Here is a 17,981-nt window from a genome sequence, read left to right as displayed (position 1 = left end):
TATTATGGTCTCACCATAATGTGCTCACCATTCACATCACGTTCTTCAATAAATTTAAAACCTAGCTTTTCATACAGTCGAACCGCACCCTCATTTTCAGGATAGACACTTAGGAAGATAGGTTGTTTACCATACTCTTCTATCACGATTCCAACAAGTTTTTTCATGAACTCTGTACCTAGACCTCGTCCTTGAAACTGTTCATCAATGAGCAGTCGGTCAATCCACAATCTTCCTTGTGGACCTTCCCCTTTGAAAAAACCATACATAGCAAATCCAACAAGTTCATTGTTGGCATAGAGCCCTACTGGCTTAAACTGCTGCCATTCTACAGAATCTTCCAGACATTCGTAAGGTGTTTCTATATAATCTTTTTGTGACTGGGCAACTTTCAATCCTATGATATCCCGATAGTTCGTTGCCGTTACGTCATGAATTTCTAGATTCACGACTATTCAACCCTTTCTGTTGCACCGCATAAGGAAGTTATGCTTATGTGCGTTACATTTGACTGGACGTTACTTCTCGACGTTAGGTTTCAACCGTTCGTCTTCAATTTGAATCATCTCAAATTCATCAACCGTCTCAAGTAACATACTTAGAATAATTTTGTTTTCCAAATTAGACTCACCCAATAACGAGACATGTAATTGCTCGATTAACGCTGAATACGAAGTACCCGTTGACCAGCATGCCTCGATTTGTTCTAGGATTTCTACAGATCTTGAAGAGATTTCCTCGTTCATGCCATGTACTTCTTTCCACATCAGTAATTCGTAAAGCGTGTTACTAACCAGTCGTCTTGGAGCAAATAATTCATCCTCTACATTTGTACCTGCTGCTTGTAGGTTAACGCGTGCCCGCTCTTCAACCATCGTGCTAATGATCAACAAGTTTTTCATACTATGGTTGCTGACCGCAGCATTCCCACTAATCGCGTCCTTTGCTTCTTTAAGCATTTCGCTCAATATGTCATTCGACATGTTGCCCAATTGGACATTGGCATCCGATAATTTATACGGGAATATGAAACGATTGATGAGTAATGCAATGCACACACCAGCTAATACCATGAGTAGTCTTTCAACTGTTAAGAACTGAGTTTCCCCAGTAATAAGGGCAACCGAACCAATCGCAGAGAACGTTACTAAGATTGTGCTGTAACGATAGACTTTTACATAACTCATTAAATATCCGGCAAACAACAACAACCCTGTTCGTACTGTTGTGGTCTGGAAAATGGAGAATACAATCCATACGAGAATGCCTCCAATGATTGTCGCAAAAATACGGTCTCTCATCTTTTTGTGAGACTGTTCATAAAACGGAATGATGACCGACAACACGGTAAACATCATCCATCTACCTTCTGCTAAGTTGAAGTAGTCCATTAAGAAACCTGTAATAGCAATACCTGTCGCCATACGAATCGCGTATGACATTTTTAGAGACGATACATGGCGTGGCGCTGAATTCAGGGTGAATTTCTTGAACTTCAATGGAATCTCTTCAATTTTACGAGTGATCTTACGTTTTTCAGGTGCTAGTTGCTGGAGCGCGAGAAGACTATCTGTTAGGTAGTCGATATTATTTAACAGTCGCAATTTCGTTGAAGACTGCGGAGGAGCCATGCGATAGCTTTCCATCACTTCTTCAGACGCTTTACTTAGTGCAGCCGCATCAATATCTTTTGAATCCTCTTCTACTGCTTTGTTTAATAACATTCGCACATCTTGAATGACTTTCCCCTCAGCATGTCTTGGTTCCAACGAATCCAGAAGAGCATCGATTTTTTCAAGTGCAGCCGTGATATTTAATCGAAGCCGTCCCTCTTCGGTAAGGTAGTAATCCTCTTCGCGTTGGTCATAGATCATGGAACGAAGTGAGCCAATCGATTTCCGAATTGCCGTATCCATTTCGATGGTTCGTTCTCCTGCAAGCTTTTTATCGATTTTCTTAAGTAGGGAGCTGCAGACATTTTTTACAATCGGATCCCCATTTTTAGAGATTCTCTTTCGATTCGCTATCATTTGTAACCCCATAATCGAAATGGCTCCCACTATAAGGCCAGTTAAGCGAAGTGGTAGTTCATCACCTGTTACAGGGATAGCAAGTAAAAATAAGTATTGAAGTGAAAATGGTAAGTACAATGGATTTTTCAAGTTAAAAATCAGGGTATAGCTGATGATGAACATCATCACAAAGTGGATTGGTACAGCTGTCCATACAGAGAATCCGGCAGCAAACGCGGCAATTCCCGTCATTAAGTTTAGTACTACAAATTTAACCGTGTTCTGTACTGGATGGATAGTCAGGTCACGTTCAAGTAGCATGAGCATCGCGGTAATTGTGGAAACGCCTATCAAGATATTGTTTTGTCCAAATAATGCGCCAAACAGTAAAATGTACGCCATCATACCAACAAACAAAAGGGTATTCCCAATAATATTCTTCTTTGTCATCGATTCTTTCATTCCCTTTCAAATCCTATCCGATAATTAGAAATCAGGTTAGCCTTATTACTTTAACATTAAAGTACTTTATTAACTAACAGATACCCTTGAAATTATTTATGTAAGTTCAGGACTTAAGCCTTTTTACTTTTGCATTACGGAAGTATCATCTTTTGTTTTACTGAAACTCTATTGAAAAACAACCGTATCATACACAGCATACCCAATTAGGAGGCACTCTACATATGAAGAAAACTGTTCTTTTGCTACTTATACTTCTTTTACTTTCAGCCTGTAGTCCAGATAGAGATACTTTGCAGAAAGAAAACGCCGCTGACGCAAATGCAGCTAAAGAGAATTCAGAACAATCACGTAATAACGAAGAAGAAACTATACCACCTTCTTCTAAAGAAACTGCGTATAATGAGATCTCTGATGAAGATCAAGATGAAGACGAAGATTTGTATGCCTTAGCGAAAATACAAGCGGTTGAGATTCCATCTGTCTATGACAAAGAGGGGAATTTCCCTGATAATCTTACCCAAGAAGAATATGAAAAGTTATCCGAAGAACAAGGAATCGTCCGCTATGCACTTGACGATCATCCGATCAGAGGCATTACGAGCCAAGGTGGTAAGGTAACTAATGTAACTAATTTAACGGATGCCTTGATCGACATTACAGAAAGTCAGGCTTATCAATTACCAGAGTCGGTAGTCCCTGAAGCCTATCAATTATTTTTACAAACGCGTGCTGATGAATTCGCTAATACTCCAGATTCCCAATATCGTACTTGGGAAGAAGCGACCAATTTAGAACGAAGCATCATGCAAATTGTTCTTCTGATTGCACCCTCTCTGAATGATCTTGGTTACCTCATTGAGAATGACGAATATGAACATCCGGTGTTCCCGATCATTCTAGAGGATTTCTTCCACCTTGGTTCTCCAACTGTATTAGTTCCTGTCCCACAGACTGGAACAGACCTGGCACTATTTGAAGAAATGATGAAGATGAAATCGATGTGGGAAGAACTCGGGAAATTTGAAAATCCTTCTGCAAACAAGGAGGCATTTGAAGAAACTTACAGAGCACTTCGTAGTGAAACAAATAACTTAATCGTCCGTGTCAATTTTGCACTTACTGAGTAATGAACCTAAAAAATCCCGCTTTGCATAATGTGCAAAGCGGGATTTTTTCAGGCTGCATCAGCTGCTTCTAGACGTTTTTCAGTTCGCATGACAAGGAATATACTTGCTTCGTATAGACCAATCATTGGAATTAAAATAATGAGCTGACTGAAGAAGTCAGGTGGTGTAATGAGTGCTGAAGTTACTGCTAATACTACATATGACCACTTTCTAACTTTTTTCAAAGTACCTGATGTAAGTATTCCAATTGCGGAAAGAAATAATGCCACAACAGGTAATTCAAAAAGCAAACCAATTGGCATCGTTGTCAGCAAAAGAAAACGTGCATACTCTTGTGCTGAAACCATCACGTCAAAGTTCATCTCACCGAGGGAAACTAAGAAATTGTAGCTAAGCGGGTTTACGACATAGTAGCCAAACGCTAATCCCGCTACGAACAATATTAGAATCGCAGGTGAATAAAGACTTAAGAAACGACTCTCTCGTTCATTAAGACCCGGTTTCACAAACTGCCACAGGAAGTGACAAAGAAATGGTACCGAAAGGCCGAATGCAAGTGCAGCTGAAATGGTCGTGTAAAACGAAATGACTTCCATCGGACTCAAAACAATTAACTTGTACCCTCGTGTAATATAAGGGAACCATACATTAATGGTGCTGAATGCGGCAATGAAGAACAGCAAGAAAACAGCAATACTATTGATCAGCTGTTTTCTTAATTCACTTAAGTGTTCAACGAGGTTGGACTCTTCGCCTTCATCGTCCTCTTCAAGTACTGTTTTTTCCTTTGACTTTTTCGGTGGAATATTCGTTGGATAACCATTTTCATCCGTATAAGGTTGAACTGCTGATGTCTTCATTACTTCTTCATCCGCAACATCAGATTTGGCTTTTAAGGTCTTTTCAGCTTCTTTTTTATTGATTTCATCCAAAGGATCTAAGTTTTCGTGATTACTATTGGAACCCATCTTATCACCTACTTCTCTGTATCAGAAGTTTTTTTAGCTTCAACTTTTTCATCATCATCCATGATGTCTTTTGCAGACTTTTTGAATTCCGCCAGTGTCTTTCCGACAGCTGAACCAACTTCAGGCAATTTACGAGGTCCGAATAAAATAAGTACAATCACAAGAATGATAATTAGCCCTGGTACTCCGATAGCTGCTAAGTTCATGTTTTTATCCCCTTTCCAATTTGAAAGACTACTGCCAAGTTGACAGTGCAAATGACTAATTGCAACAAAGCGCCGTTCAAGTGGTCGACCTTTGCTGCTGATTTCTAACCACCCTTGTTAGTAACATGCCCTTCTCCATGACAAAAGAGATAGTTGCTTCTTAATCTACCCCTTTTAAAGGATTAGGTAACTTGATATGCAAAGAAATTTCAAGACTCTTTGCACGGATGCAAGGTGTTTGTCATAACGTTGGATGCAGATTATTTCTCATCCATAGTTATATCCCAATCCCATTACAAATAATCGAGAGCAAAAATTTTTCACTACGAACTTAATCGTACAACTAACTGCTAGGTGGAAGTATCTATGGCATGTCCTGTTAGCTGTTTGCGAAAACACAAAAGAAAACTAACAATTCTATGTCGAAAATTGTCGATAAGACACTTTATTTTAACAAAGCAAAATAGAGTGGTCAATAATTATTTCGGATTAAGAAATAATTATTGACCACTCCTCCACTCTTTTGAATGTTTTTGAATGATTTTGGATTTTTTTGATTGATATCAGAATACTCTAGGTATATGATGAAGATAACGAGATTGGTTAAGGAGGGTTTCCAATGCTAGAGACCGAACGGCATCATCTTATCTTAAAAATGTTACAGCATAACCAAACGGTACGGTTGCAAGACATAGCTACTGAGACAGGTTCTTCAGAATCCACTATTCGAAGGGATTTAATAGAATTGGAGCGCCAAAAGAAACTGAAACGTATACACGGTGGCGCAGCAAAGCTACAAGGAAAATTACAGGAATCATCGATGTCCGAAAAAACATCAAAAAACCTTCAAACAAAACAACATATCGGTCAAATAGCAGCTTCTTATATTGAAGAAGGTGATACCGTCTATTTAGATGCCGGTTCTACCGTGTTTGAAATGATCCCCTTTCTTCCGCCATCAATCATTGTGGTGACAAATGGAATCTCTCATACAGATGCCCTTCTTGCACGTGGATGCAAAACGATTCTCACGGGCGGCATTGCAAAACCTTCAACAAAAGCTTTAATTGGTAGAGGTGCAGTCCATAGTCTTCAGCACTACCGATTCGATAAATGCTTCCTAGGTGTGAACGGAATTCATCCGGATTATGGGTTTACTACTCCTGACGAAGAAGAAGCACAAATAAAAGAACTAGCGATCCAATTATCAAGAGAAGCTTATATTTTGGCGGATCATTCCAAGTTTCAAGAAGTGGCATTTGCGAAGTTCGCAGACTTAACACAAGCAATCGTTGTAACAACAAGTGAGAGCTTCGAGTCCTTACAAGCATTCCCGAAGTATACGAAATTGGAGGTGATTCAGGAATGATCTATACAGTGACTTTAAATCCTTCACTAGATTATTTACTAACTCTCGATTCCCTATCGCTTGGTGCGTTAAACCGTTCGACTTCAGATCACTTTTTAGCTGGAGGTAAAGGCATTAATGTCTCTCAAGTATTGACGACATTGGGTGTCCCTAGCAGTGCTTTTGGTTTTACTGGAGGGTTTACTGGACGGGAAGTTGAGCGGCTACTCCAAAAAGCCTGCATTTCTACAAATTTCATATCTGTCGAGGGAGAGACACGGGTGAATGTGAAATTACGAGCTGCTGAAGAAACAGAAGTGAATGCAGCTGGACCTATTATTGACTCTCTCCGTTTTGAAAAATTGAAAGCACAAGTCAAAAACTTAGGAATTCATGATGTACTCGTACTATCTGGAAGTATCCCTTCTTCGCTTCCTGAAGACACCTATGAACAATTTGCAAGGTTATGCAGCAAGTCCGGGATTCGTTTTGTTGTCGACGCTGAAGGGACTTCTTTGATGAAGACATTACCCTTCCGTCCGTTTCTCATCAAACCGAATCATCATGAACTGGGTGAGATGGTTGGAGCTGAAGTAAGCTCATTACAAGATGCAGTAAAACATGCAAAAACGCTCGTCCACCTTGGTGCCGAACAAGTTATTGTATCTCTTGCTGGCGATGGCGCTGTGTACGTAAGTGAGTCTCTTTCACTCATCGCAAATGCACCTAAGGGCACAGTTCAAGGATCTGTTGGAGCTGGGGATTCAATGGTTGCAGGATTTCTCGCAGCACTTGAAAAGGATGAACCTATTGAACAAGCGTTTAAACTAAGTATTGCTTCCGGTAGTGCCACGGCGTTTTCTGATCGATTGTGTACGCAACAACAAGTTGACGCGTTGCTACCTCAAGTTGTTGTGAAACCATTAGAAGGAGGGAATGGACAATGAGAATTACCGAATTGTTGACGGCTGATACGATTTTACTTGGTCTGCAAGGAACTGATAAACCCTCGGTCATCGATGAACTGGTCAATGTGCTCGATCGGGCAGGCAAACTGAATGATCCACACGCTTTCAAAGAAGCCATATTGCACCGAGAGTCTCAAAGTACTACTGGTATTGGTGATGGAGTCGCTATTCCCCATGCTAAAACAAGTTCTGTTAACGTGCCCGCCATCGCATTTGGACGGTCTGAAGTCGGTGCTGAGTACGAATCTCTAGACGGTCAACCAGCACATTTATTCTTCATGATTGCCGCTGAAGATGGCGCCAACCGCATGCATTTGAAAGCACTCGCACGGTTGTCGACAGTTCTCATGAATGAAGACGTACGAAAGCAGTTGCTCGCAGCCTCATCGAAGGAAGAGATATTGTCACTGATTGACGAACACGACCAGCACGATGAAGAACCTTCGGCTGCTACGCCGCCTCCGTCAGTCGACTCATCTAAACCATATATAGTAGCTGTAACCGCTTGTCCGACAGGGATCGCGCATACGTATATGTCTGCGGATTCATTGAAAAACAAAGCGGCAGAGCTCGGAATCCCATTCAAAGTCGAAACGAACGGTTCAGGTGGAGCTCAAAACGTGTTGACTGCTGAGGATATTGAACGTGCGACGGCTGTCATTGTTGCGGCAGATACGAATGTCTCGATGGGACGTTTTGCTGGAAAACATGTAATCGAAGTTCCTGTTGCGGAAGGAATACGGAAACCTAAGGAATTGCTAGACCGCGCAGTAAAACAAGACGCACCTGTTTATAAAGGTGGTTCAGACAGTGGTTCAGAAGATGGCGATGAATCAGCATCGTCTAAAGGAATTGGGTCTACGATTTACAAACATTTGATGAGTGGTGTGTCGAACATGCTTCCTTTTGTAATAGGTGGCGGAATTCTCATTGCACTCGGATTCTTGTTCGGACCGAATTCATCCAATCCAGATGATCCAACCTATAATTCATTTGCAGCTGCCTTGAATCTCATTGGTGGCGGGAATGCATTTGCGTTAATGGTTCCTGTTCTAGCTGGTTTCATCGCTCTTAGTATTGCAGATCGACCAGGTTTTGCCCCAGGTATGGTCGGTGGATTGATGGCTGCTACAAGTGGTGCAGGGTTCCTAGGCGGAATCATTGCCGGATTCCTTGGAGGCTATTTAGTTGTCGGTTTGAAAAAATGGCTCTCATCGCTCCCCCCTTCTCTCGATGGGATCAAGACGATTTTACTGTATCCATTACTTGGAATCGCGGGTACAGGGCTCATTATGCATTATGTAGTGAATACGCCGTTTAGTGCACTCAATACTGGTATTTCCAACTTACTGACTGGTCTTGGAACGGGTAACGCGGTCTTTCTTGGAATTGTCCTTGGTTTGATGATGGCAATCGACATGGGCGGACCTATTAACAAAGCGGCTTACTTGTTTGGTACAGGATTACTCGCAAGTGGCGTGTACGAGCCGATGGCAGCGATCATGGCGGCTGGTATGGTTCCCCCTCTCGCCATTGCGATTTCAACAACTATATTCAGAAACAAGTATTCTCTTCAACAGCGAGAAGCCGGTAAAGTGAATTACATTATGGGCTTGTCGTTCATAACAGAAGGAGCCATTCCATTTGCTGCAGCGGATCCACTCCGTGTCATTCCATCTGTGATGGCCGGTGCTGGTATTGCTGGTGGTCTGTCGATGGCATTCAATATTGGGTTGCGAGCTCCACACGGTGGACTCTTTGTTTTCCCACTCGTGGAAGGCAGTTGGATGCTCTACTTGCTTGCCGTGATCATCGGTTCAATCGTGTCCGCAATTTTACTGGGAGTTTTGAAGAAACCAGTTGCGTCTTAAACTGAAAAAAGCCGACTTCGCGTGTTGCGGAGTCGGCTTTTTCAGTTAAACAGGACGTATTGTGATCTCGTTGACATTGACATAGTCCGGCTGAGTCACAGCATAGACAACTGCTTTTGCGATGTCTGCTGTTTGAAGTTTCTTGCGGTCGCCCCAATCGTATTGTTCACCTAATCGAGTGTCGACCATTCCAGGAGAAATGTTGGTGACACGGACACCTGTTTTTGCGAGTTCCTTTTCAAGTCCCATAGATATTGCTCGAACAGCAGCTTTAGTTGCGCTATAAACGGTACTTGTTTTCGTCACTTCTGTTGCAGAAACAGAAGCAATGTTAATGAGATGGCCAGCACCTTTTTCAAGCATAGATGGCAGAACAGCATTGATGCCAAATAAAACACCTTTAATGTTCACGTCAATCATTTGCTCCCATTCTTCCGTTTTACCGGAACGTACTTCCGCAGTAAGTACTTGCCCCGCATTGTTGACGTAAATATCGACACCGCCAAATGCATCCTTCGCTTTAATGGCGAGTTTTTCTACGTCTGATTGACTGGATACATCTGTTTTCACAACGAGTACGGAGCCACCGTCATCTGTAATCTGCTTTGCTAATTCATGTAACTTTTCTTCGTTGCGTGCGGCAAGAACAACGTTTGCTCCCTGTTCCGAAAGTTCTTTCGCAATTCCCGAGCCAATCCCGCTGCTTGCACCTGTAACAATTGCCGTTTTCCCTATCAATTGTTTCATCCAAAATCCCTCCTACTAGTCTTTGAAGAAAGTGTATCATACACCGCAGACGCGAGCTTGATAGAGGATTTTTGGTGTCGTTCATCAAAAAAGAACCGTTTCCATAGGAAAACGGTTCTTTTTGCTTCACAGTATATAATTCCCTACAATTCCTGAAACAACGCCCAACACAACGACAGATACACTGACGAAGACGAGTACGCGTTTCGGGAACGACTTTGAAACGAGCAACAATGATGGCAAACTGACTGCTGGCAATGTTAGCAACAAAGCTGCTGCCGGTCCTCCACCCATACCATATGCCATGAATGTCTGGATGATCGGGATTTCTGCTGCTGTCGGAATGACGAACAACATGCCCCCAATCGCAACGAGAAACAAGAGTAAAATTGAACTTCCTGTGGCTTCCCCCAATTGAGGGAATAGCCACCCTTTCACTGCCCCCATCAACAAAACGGAAAGGAAGTATGCAGGCAAAATGTACAGCGTCATTTTACCAAGGCTTTTCAGCCAGCGCGAAAGAAACGAACCTTGTTCTTCTTCAGCCGCTTGTTGCAATAGTTTTTCCGTATCTACCGGGTTTACAGCAGGTGCAAAACGATTCGCTAGATAACTCACGCCAAACGTCAAAATAAGTCCAAACACTAACCGAAGCGCTGTGAATTTCCACGACAACACAAATGTCATAAACACAAGTGCCGCTGGATTTAACGTTGGATTTCCTATCCAGAATGCAAGCGCTGCGCCAACAGAAACATTCTTTTTGCGAAGCCCTACGGCTACAGGAGCTGCGCAACACGTGCACATCATGCCCGGTACTGCAGCAAGTCCGCCAGCAGCTGTACTTGCAAACGTAGTTTTACCAAGTACACGGATGAGCCAATTTGTCGGCAGAAGCACTTGCAATAATGAGCCTAATAGAATTCCGAGTACTGCAGCTTTCCATACAGCAGCAAAGTACGTCACTGCATAGTCCCATGCCCCTGCAAAAGAAGCGGATTGCGCTTTGTCGGGATCGGATCCTAAAATTGAGTCCCCGATGGAATGTGTAGTAATAGCGGTGATACTTTTGTCCACATACGGCATCCATTTGACGTATGTAAGACCAATGATCGCAATTGCTAAAAAGGTTAAACTATATAGAAGAACTCTTTTAGAGTGAGTTTGGTGATGTATTTCTGTCTTATTCATGATATAACCTCCAGTAAAAAATGAACAACTGAATAATTATATCATTAATAGCATCCTCATGCTTTTAAAATTATTTATCGAAAACTCCAACATTACTGTTTCCAGTAAAAACATCTTGTACAACTAAAATTCTTCTGGTAGGATAAGAACAATTAAATTGCTCCTTTAACACGGTCCAGAGAGGCCGGAAAGGGTACCGGATTATGAGACTGGCACTGCTGCGTCTCATGTGATTTGTCGTACTTTGCCCTTACTGTCCTCTTTAGACGGTGAGGGCATTTTTGTGCACATTTTGTTACTGCGCACTCTTTTAATTAGCGTTCTGTGAGACGCAAAAAGAGGATGGCAATCGCTGTGAATAACGGTTCCATTCTTCTTACGTTGAGCAACACCTTACAATAGGAAGGCGGGACTTAGGATGAATTATCAAAAGAAAACGGTGGTGGCTTCGGTCGCTGGTCTTACTCTGGAAGGCATGGATATTATGTTCATTTCCTTCGCAATGACGATGATCATTGCGGACTTCGGAATCGATTTTGCAACAGGCGGTATGATTTCGTCAATCACGAATATTGGAATGCTCGTTGGAGGAGTCCTCTTCGGGATCATGGCAGATAAATTCGGACGCGTTAAAGTGTTCACATACAGTATTTTGCTCTTCGCACTCGGAACAGCACTTACTGGACTTGCTACGAACATTGAACAAATTTACATCTACCGCTTCATCGCTGGACTTGGTGCTGGCGGAGAGTACGGAATCGGAATGGCGCTTGTCGCTGAAGCTTGGCCGAAAAACAAACAAGGTCGCGCATCTTCGTATGTTAGTGTTGGGGCTCAATACGGTGTGATCTTAGCAGCCCTACTAAGCGCGCTCATTTTACCAGCCTTCGGTTGGAGAGCATTGTTCTTCGTCGGAATCATCCCAGTCATCTTCGCATTCATCGTGCGCCGTAATCTGGATGAATCTCCTGAGTGGCTCGAATCTCAGAAATTGAAAAAAGCCGCGAAGAAAAAAGAGAATGCCGGGAAACTTCGTTTGCTCGTTGCTTCTCCTCGGATTGCCTTCACAACCATTACACTTGCAGTGATGGCGACTGTCCAAATTGCAGGTTACAACGGGTTAATGATTTGGTTGCCTTCCATGTTGCAACAATCTCAAGGACTTTCCGTTTCAAGCTCGGCTCTCTGGACAATCAGTACAGCAGTCGGGATGATTGCAGGAATGCTCGTCTTCGGTCAAATTATGGACAGACTTGGTGCGAAGAAAGCGTACGGCCTTTTCTTAATCGCATCGGCAATAGCGGTTTTCCTATACAGTTATGCAACAGGCAGCGCTGGTGTTTTGATCGGCGGAGCAATCGTTGGATTCTTCTCTAACGGCATGTTCGCAGGTTACGGGGCATTAATTAGCAGTTTCTATCCAGTCGAAATCCGCAGTACTGCGACGAATACAATCTTCAACTTCGGTCGTGCTGTCGGTGGATTCTCACCAATACTAGTCGGGTACATCTTACAACACTATGATATGACTGCCGCGATGATCTACCTCGCGATTCTGTTCTGTGTATCGTTCATCTTCATGCTGACACTTTCACATACAAAAAAAGAGATTCCATCTACAAACAGTACACCAGCTGTTGAGTTGAATTAATTCAAAAACGAAAGCCGTCCCTTAACACTCGGGACGGCTTTCTTCTATTATATATAAATCACTTTGCAAGCGTCAGTAGCATCTCACGAATGGTCTTACAAGCAACAGCAGTCGAAGCACCTGACGGATCGTATTGTGGAGATAACTCTACGACGTCCGCTGCAACGATGTTTTCAAGTATTTGAAGTTGTCCAATCGCCGTAAGCAATTCTCGGTACGTAATGCCACCGGGCTCAGGTGTACCAGTTCCAGGGAACGTCCCCGGATCCAACACATCCAAGTCAATCGTCACATACACAGGAACGTCTTTCAATGAGATCACTACTTCAGGTAATGTCTCGAGGGTGAACTTTTCCAAGTGTGTATGCATCTTTGCCCAGTCGAATTCACTCTTTAAGCCAGAGCGGATTCCGAACTGGAAAATCCGACCGTCGCCAAGAAAGTCATGGCAGCGACGAATGACGGATGCATGCGAAAGAGGTTCTCCCATATAGTCTTCACGTAAATCAGTATGCGCATCAATATGGATTACGTGCAGATTCGGAAACGTGTCATAAGCCGCTCGGATAGATGGCAAGCTCACTAAATGCTCGCCACCGATCATGAGAAACTTCTTACCATCTGCTAATACTTTACCGCTGTATGTTCCGATTTCTTGAAGGACACGCTCTGTATTCCCGAAAGGTAATTCCAAATCACCGCCGTCGAAAACGCAAGCATCTTCTAGGTCCTTATCCAAATAAGGGGAATATGTCTCTAAGCCATATGAATCCGGACGAATCGCTTGGCCAGCAAAACGAGTTCCAGGTCTGAAACTTGTCGTCCCATCAAATGGAGAACCGAATAATACGATTTCCGCTTCTTCATACACTGTTTCACAGCCGATGAATGCGTTCGTACTCAATGCATTATTCTTCACTATCAAGCGCCTCCACTACATAACTCGGTAATGCAAATGCTCCGTGATGAAGATCTGTATTGTAATACTTTGTCTTCAAACCGATTGAGTTCCACACATCTGCATCTGCATCCTTTAATGGATCGAGCGACTTCGAAGCGAATCCGAATAGCCAGTGGCCCGATGGATACGTCGGCATATGGTATTGATAAACCCGTGCGATAGGGAAGATTTCTTTAATCTTCGTACGTGCTTTCTTCATGTTCTCCGCATATTCGGAGAAATAAGGGGACTCGTGCTGGTTGATCAAAATTCCTTTGTCATTCAACACACGATAACATTCTTTGTAAAATGCTGTCGTGAATAACCCTTCTCCTACTGAAATCGGGTCCGTTGAGTCAACGAGAATCAGGTCAAACGAAGCGTCTGGTGCGTTTTGGACATAAGCAAGCCCATCGCCAAAAGCGAGTTCCATGCGCGGGTCTTCTTCCACACCTGCTGCTGTAATTGGTAGGTACTGTTGGCATAAACGGAATACTTTCTCATCAATTTCAGCAAGTACGACTTTTTCCACTCCGGGGTAGCGCAATACTTCACGCGCAGTCCCCCCGTCTCCTCCGCCAATCACGAGCACTTTCTTAATAGCTGGGTTCGTTGCAAATGCCGGGTGAACAATCATGTCATGGTAGATGAATTCGTCTTTTTCATTGACCATCATCAACCCATCTAGTGTGAAAAACGTACCGAATTCCTTACCTTCATAAAAATCAATTTGCTGGAACGGTGACTTTTCACTGTGCAGGTGTTTTTCATACCCGATTGAAAACTTGCAGTCCTCGCTCCATTGTTCTGTATACCAACTCATGCGTTTACACCTGCCAATATCGGTTTCACAGTCACTTCTTCAATCTCTTTTTCTGCAAATTGACGAATTTTTTCGACCATGCCACGAGGCACTTCAAATGACTCCACCTTTTTCGCTTTCAGCTTTTCAGCCAAATAATCAGCCGCTTTCCAAGGGCTTACAGAATCCCCACATGTATAGACGTCTACAGAAGCAAAGCCGTATTCTGGCCATGTGTGAATCGTAAGGTGAGATTCAGCAATGATGACAGCACCCGATACCCCGTATGGATTAAAATGATGGAACACCGATTCAACGATGGTAGCTCCTGAGTAATCTGCAGCCTCTTTCATGAACTGCTCAATCACTTTGTTATTCTCTATAATTTCACTCGGGCACCCATAATATTCAATCAACACGTGGCGTCCTAGCGCCGATAATTCTAAACTCATCGTTAATATCCCCCTTTTACGACAGTCATGCTGCCTGTTTGTTTTGACCCCGATAACACGCTTCCGAATGCTTGCTCGTAGTAGTTATAATGCTGGATCACTTCACATGTAATCCGTTCACCGGGAATGACCAAAGGAATCCCTGGTGGATAAATCATCAATGTATCTGCACTAATACGACCAATCGCATCATCAATCGCAACCGACTCTTGTTCTGCATAATACGCTTCTCGTGGTGTCATCACGAGTTCATTGACAGAATCCATAACTGTCCATGCAGAGTGGAGAATGTGCGATTTTGTGTAAGTTCGTTCTATATCCAGCAAAGCTGCCGTAAGACGTCCGATTGAGATTTCTGTATCTGCGGGTGTGATTACCGCCATAACGACGTACCCTTCCGCAAGCTCCATCTGAATGCCATATCGTTGTTTTAATAGTGAATAAACTTCAAAACCAGTCAACCCGAGACCATTCACCCGAATCACTAATTTCGTCCAGTCTTGCGCCTGAAGAAAACGATTGCTGACATTTTCATTTTTCAGTACTTCATAATGCGCACCTAATTCGATTGCTTCAATTGCCTCGTTTACAATCGGCTTCAGTCGTTGAAACGCCTCGGCTCCGTGTAGGATAAGTTCTCTCCGAGCTGCGTCCAATGAGCTCATGAGCAAGTAGTTGGCGCTCGTCGTTTGCAGCATGCGAATCACTTGGCGTACTTTTTCCGCAGAAATGCGATTGCCTTGAAGTAATAAAAGTGAGCTTTGCGTTAGCGAGCCACCCGTTTTATGCATACTCGTTGTGACCAGATCTGCACCTGCTTGTATTGGATCAATCATTTTATCTAGAACTTTTAAATGTGCACCGTGTGCAGCATCGATCAATACAGTAACCCCTTCTGAATGGGCTAGTTTACAAATCGTCTTAAGATCTGTCATCGTTCCAAAATAAGTAGGATACGTAATAAGCAATGCTTTGGCAGCTGGATGTTCGCGTAATGCTAGTGCGACGTTTTCAACTGAAACGCCATGTGAAATCCCAAAATGATCATCCACTTCCGGTTGCATGAATGCAGGAATGACACCACTTAAGATCATCCCGTCAATGACCGACTTATGACAGTTTCTTGGCACAAGAAGTGTCTCACCTGGTTTACATGTAGCGAGAATCATCGCGTGGATGCCAACAGTTGTGCCGTTGACTAGAAAAAACGCATGATCCGCACCAAAACTTTGTGCAGCTAACTCTTGTGCATCTTTAATGACCGATTTCGGATGGCTTAACAAGTCCAGCTCTGCCATTGAATTGACGTCCATTTTAAGCGCCTGTGCCCCCATTGCATCTCGAAACGGAGTGTTCAATGCACCCCTTTTGTGACCAGGTACATCAAACGACACTGTTTCAGAATTCGCATATCGGACAAGCGCATCAAATAGCGGCGCATCCGTTTGGAGAAGTGTTCTTGTTGGAACTGTCGTCTCTTTGACGATGTTCATCAGCACCCGGCTCCGACAGTGTCATATACAGAATGCGTTAATGCATCGACTTTGTCTGTCCGTTCCCACGGCAAATCTAGTTCCGTACGTCCAAAATGTCCATATGCAGCCGTTGCTTGATAACGAGGAGTCCGTAAATCCAGCATGTCAATAATGCCTGCAGGCGTCAGATTGAAGACTTCACGTACAGCACGAAGCAATTGTTCGTCTGCGGCATTCCCTGTCCCGAACGTATCGATAGCAATACTGATTGGTTCACTTACACCAATTGCATAAGACAGCTGAATTTCACATTTCTTCGCAAGCCCTGCTGCGACAATGTTTTTAGCTACGTATCGAGCTGCATAAGCTGCGGATCGATCGACTTTTGTGCAGTCTTTGCCAGAAAACGCACCGCCGCCATGACGAGCTGCGCCACCATACGTATCGACGATAATTTTTCGTCCTGTTAGTCCTGCATCTCCATGAGGACCACCTGTTACAAATCGGCCAGTTGGATTGATCAGTACACGAATCGGTTCAGGTAATTTGAATTCTTTCACCGTACTGAAGATAATTTCTTCTTTCACGAACGCTTCAAATGCTTCTTTGTCAAAATCTCCATCATGCTGGATCGACATTAAAATCGTATCGATTTTCGGAGTATCTTTCGTTGTATAGTCAATTGTTACTTGTGATTTCATATCAGGACGTGCCCATCGAAATTGTCCATTTTTACGGAGGACAGATGCTTTTTTTACAAGCGCATGTGCGAGTTCCACTGGTAATGGCATGAATCCTGCTGTTTCATCTGTTGCAAATCCGAACATCAAGCCCTGGTCACCAGCACCGATTTCTTTCGTATCACTCGACGTATCCACGCCCATTGCGATATCCGGTGATTGCGTGTGTACAAGTACTTGAACGTTGCACGTGTTGCCATCGATCCCTAATTCATCGTTCGTATACCCAATGTCAATTAGCGTTTGACGAGCGATTTTTTCTATATCCAACACCGCTCCTGTTGTGATCTCTCCACCAACAATTACGGTGTTCGTTGTCGTAAACACTTCACACGCAACCCGAGAAAAAGGGTCTTGTGCGAGTGCTGCATCCAAGACTGCATCCGAAATTTGGTCAGCAATTTTGTCCGGATGTCCTTCTGAAACCGACTCTGAAGTAAATAAAATCTTTTCAACCAATTAAATCCGCTCCTTACAAAAAATGTGTTTTGGAGCACAAAAAAAGCTCTCCTACAACCTAAGGAAAGCTTCGATCTGCATCAGCTGCTTATCCTCTTATTGTTCACAGTTCCATCACGAAACTGCGCTCAGGTTGGGCGCCCTATCCAAAATTCTTTCGAATGGGTTTGCCACCGCATCGTCGACCCCTCGTCTCCGCGGCTACTAATAAGAATGACTTTATTCATGCTGAAAACAATAGTAAAGGATTGTGTTTTTCATGTCAATATATTTTCAAAATTTAATTGAATGAAAATTAAAATGGTTAAATAGTGTTATGAATTTATATATACAACTATATATATTTGCTCAAACAATTCCATTGACCGCCGTTGTTTTCCGCTCCCGGTGGACGCTTTCCGAGGGGCTCGATCTCAGCCAATCGAACCACGAAGAGTTCGATTGGCCGTATTTCTGTGTGTTTTACAGAAATTAAGGCATCCCCGTGCTCCCAACACTGCGCTTATGGTCGCAAAAGCCGTTCTTCGTTACGGCTTTTTCTGCGGGGTCTTCGATCTTC

The 17,981-nt window shown here is 43.2% G+C and carries 16 protein-coding genes; 5 read left to right on the top strand and 11 right to left on the bottom strand.

What is annotated here, in order from left to right; all coding sequences use genetic code 11:
- Positions 1-2: 2 nt before the first annotated feature.
- On the bottom strand, positions 3-449 hold the full coding sequence (locus N693_RS0106865) for an N-acetyltransferase (protein WP_025784065.1): 447 nt from the start codon (positions 447-449) through the stop codon (positions 3-5).
- 69 nt (positions 450-518) lie between these two features.
- A complete protein-coding gene (locus tag N693_RS0106860) occupies positions 519-2,474 on the bottom strand; it encodes an FUSC family protein (protein WP_025784064.1) in 1,956 nt (651 codons plus the stop codon).
- Positions 2,475-2,698: 224 nt separating this feature from the next.
- On the opposite strand from N693_RS0106860, the gene N693_RS0106855 reads away from it, so the two are divergent.
- Entirely contained in the window at positions 2,699-3,604 is a 906-nt protein-coding gene (locus N693_RS0106855) for a hypothetical protein (RefSeq protein WP_025784063.1), read from the top strand.
- Between the two features lie 47 nt (positions 3,605-3,651).
- Here N693_RS0106855 and tatC read toward each other — a convergent pair whose 3' ends face one another.
- Together tatC and tatA are read right to left on the bottom strand one after the other, a co-directional pair.
- A complete protein-coding gene (gene tatC, locus N693_RS0106850) occupies positions 3,652-4,572 on the bottom strand; it encodes a twin-arginine translocase subunit TatC (protein ID WP_025784062.1) in 921 nt (306 codons plus the stop codon).
- 8 nt (positions 4,573-4,580) lie between these two features.
- On the bottom strand, positions 4,581-4,778 hold the full coding sequence (tatA, locus tag N693_RS0106845) for a twin-arginine translocase TatA/TatE family subunit (protein ID WP_025784061.1): 198 nt from the start codon (positions 4,776-4,778) through the stop codon (positions 4,581-4,583).
- A 619-nt stretch (positions 4,779-5,397) separates the two neighbouring features.
- Here tatA and N693_RS0106840 point away from each other — a divergent pair.
- From N693_RS0106840 to N693_RS0106830, 3 genes are read left to right on the top strand one after another with little or no spacing between them, the layout of a single operon-like run.
- The gene (locus tag N693_RS0106840) at positions 5,398-6,147 is read left to right on the top strand and encodes a DeoR/GlpR family DNA-binding transcription regulator (RefSeq protein WP_025784060.1); all 750 of its coding nucleotides are present in this window, start codon (positions 5,398-5,400) and stop codon (positions 6,145-6,147) included.
- Complete coding sequence (pfkB, locus tag N693_RS0106835; protein ID WP_025784059.1) at positions 6,144-7,073, top strand: 1-phosphofructokinase; 930 nt, start codon at positions 6,144-6,146, stop codon at positions 7,071-7,073. The genes N693_RS0106840 and pfkB overlap by 4 nt, the downstream gene beginning before the upstream one ends.
- Positions 7,070-8,965, top strand: coding sequence for a PTS fructose transporter subunit IIABC (locus N693_RS0106830; RefSeq protein WP_025784058.1), 1,896 nt, complete (start codon positions 7,070-7,072; stop codon positions 8,963-8,965). The genes pfkB and N693_RS0106830 overlap by 4 nt, the downstream gene beginning before the upstream one ends.
- 45 nt (positions 8,966-9,010) lie before the next feature.
- Here N693_RS0106830 and N693_RS0106825 read toward each other — a convergent pair whose 3' ends face one another.
- Both N693_RS0106825 and N693_RS0106820 read right to left on the bottom strand, forming a co-directional pair.
- Positions 9,011-9,712 carry an SDR family oxidoreductase gene (locus tag N693_RS0106825; RefSeq protein ID WP_025784057.1) on the bottom strand — a complete coding sequence of 234 codons (702 nt, stop codon included), beginning with the start codon at positions 9,710-9,712 and terminating at the stop codon, positions 9,011-9,013.
- Between the two features lie 126 nt (positions 9,713-9,838).
- A complete protein-coding gene (locus N693_RS0106820; protein WP_025784056.1) occupies positions 9,839-10,903 on the bottom strand; it encodes a permease in 1,065 nt (354 codons plus the stop codon).
- Between the two features lie 418 nt (positions 10,904-11,321).
- Between N693_RS0106820 and N693_RS0106815 the strand changes: the two genes are divergently transcribed.
- The gene (locus tag N693_RS0106815) at positions 11,322-12,554 is read left to right on the top strand and encodes an MFS transporter (protein WP_025784055.1); all 1,233 of its coding nucleotides are present in this window, start codon (positions 11,322-11,324) and stop codon (positions 12,552-12,554) included.
- A 58-nt stretch (positions 12,555-12,612) separates the two neighbouring features.
- Here the strand turns inward: N693_RS0106815 and speB are convergent, their stop codons facing one another.
- The 5 genes from speB to metK are packed head-to-tail and all read right to left on the bottom strand — an operon-like array spanning position 12,613 to position 17,422.
- A complete protein-coding gene (gene speB, locus N693_RS0106810; protein ID WP_371257548.1) occupies positions 12,613-13,479 on the bottom strand; it encodes an agmatinase in 867 nt (288 codons plus the stop codon).
- A complete protein-coding gene (gene speE / locus N693_RS0106805; protein WP_025784053.1) occupies positions 13,463-14,317 on the bottom strand; it encodes a polyamine aminopropyltransferase in 855 nt (284 codons plus the stop codon). Before speE ends, speB begins: the two co-directional genes overlap by 17 nt.
- On the bottom strand, positions 14,314-14,748 hold the full coding sequence (speD, locus tag N693_RS0106800; protein ID WP_025784052.1) for an adenosylmethionine decarboxylase: 435 nt from the start codon (positions 14,746-14,748) through the stop codon (positions 14,314-14,316). Before speD ends, speE begins: the two co-directional genes overlap by 4 nt.
- Before the next feature lie 2 nt (positions 14,749-14,750).
- Positions 14,751-16,241 carry an aminotransferase class I/II-fold pyridoxal phosphate-dependent enzyme gene (locus N693_RS0106795; protein ID WP_025784051.1) on the bottom strand — a complete coding sequence of 497 codons (1,491 nt, stop codon included), beginning with the start codon at positions 16,239-16,241 and terminating at the stop codon, positions 14,751-14,753.
- Entirely contained in the window at positions 16,241-17,422 is a 1,182-nt protein-coding gene (gene metK / locus N693_RS0106790; protein ID WP_025784050.1) for a methionine adenosyltransferase, read from the bottom strand. Before metK ends, N693_RS0106795 begins: the two co-directional genes overlap by 1 nt.
- Between the last annotated feature and the right edge of the window lie 559 nt (positions 17,423-17,981).

The organism is Sporosarcina sp. D27 (genome assembly GCF_000586555.1).
Taxonomy (GTDB): domain Bacteria; phylum Bacillota; class Bacilli; order Bacillales_A; family Planococcaceae; genus Sporosarcina.
Note: the sequence above shows the minus strand (reverse complement) of the source record. Positions and strands in the feature narration are given on the sequence as shown.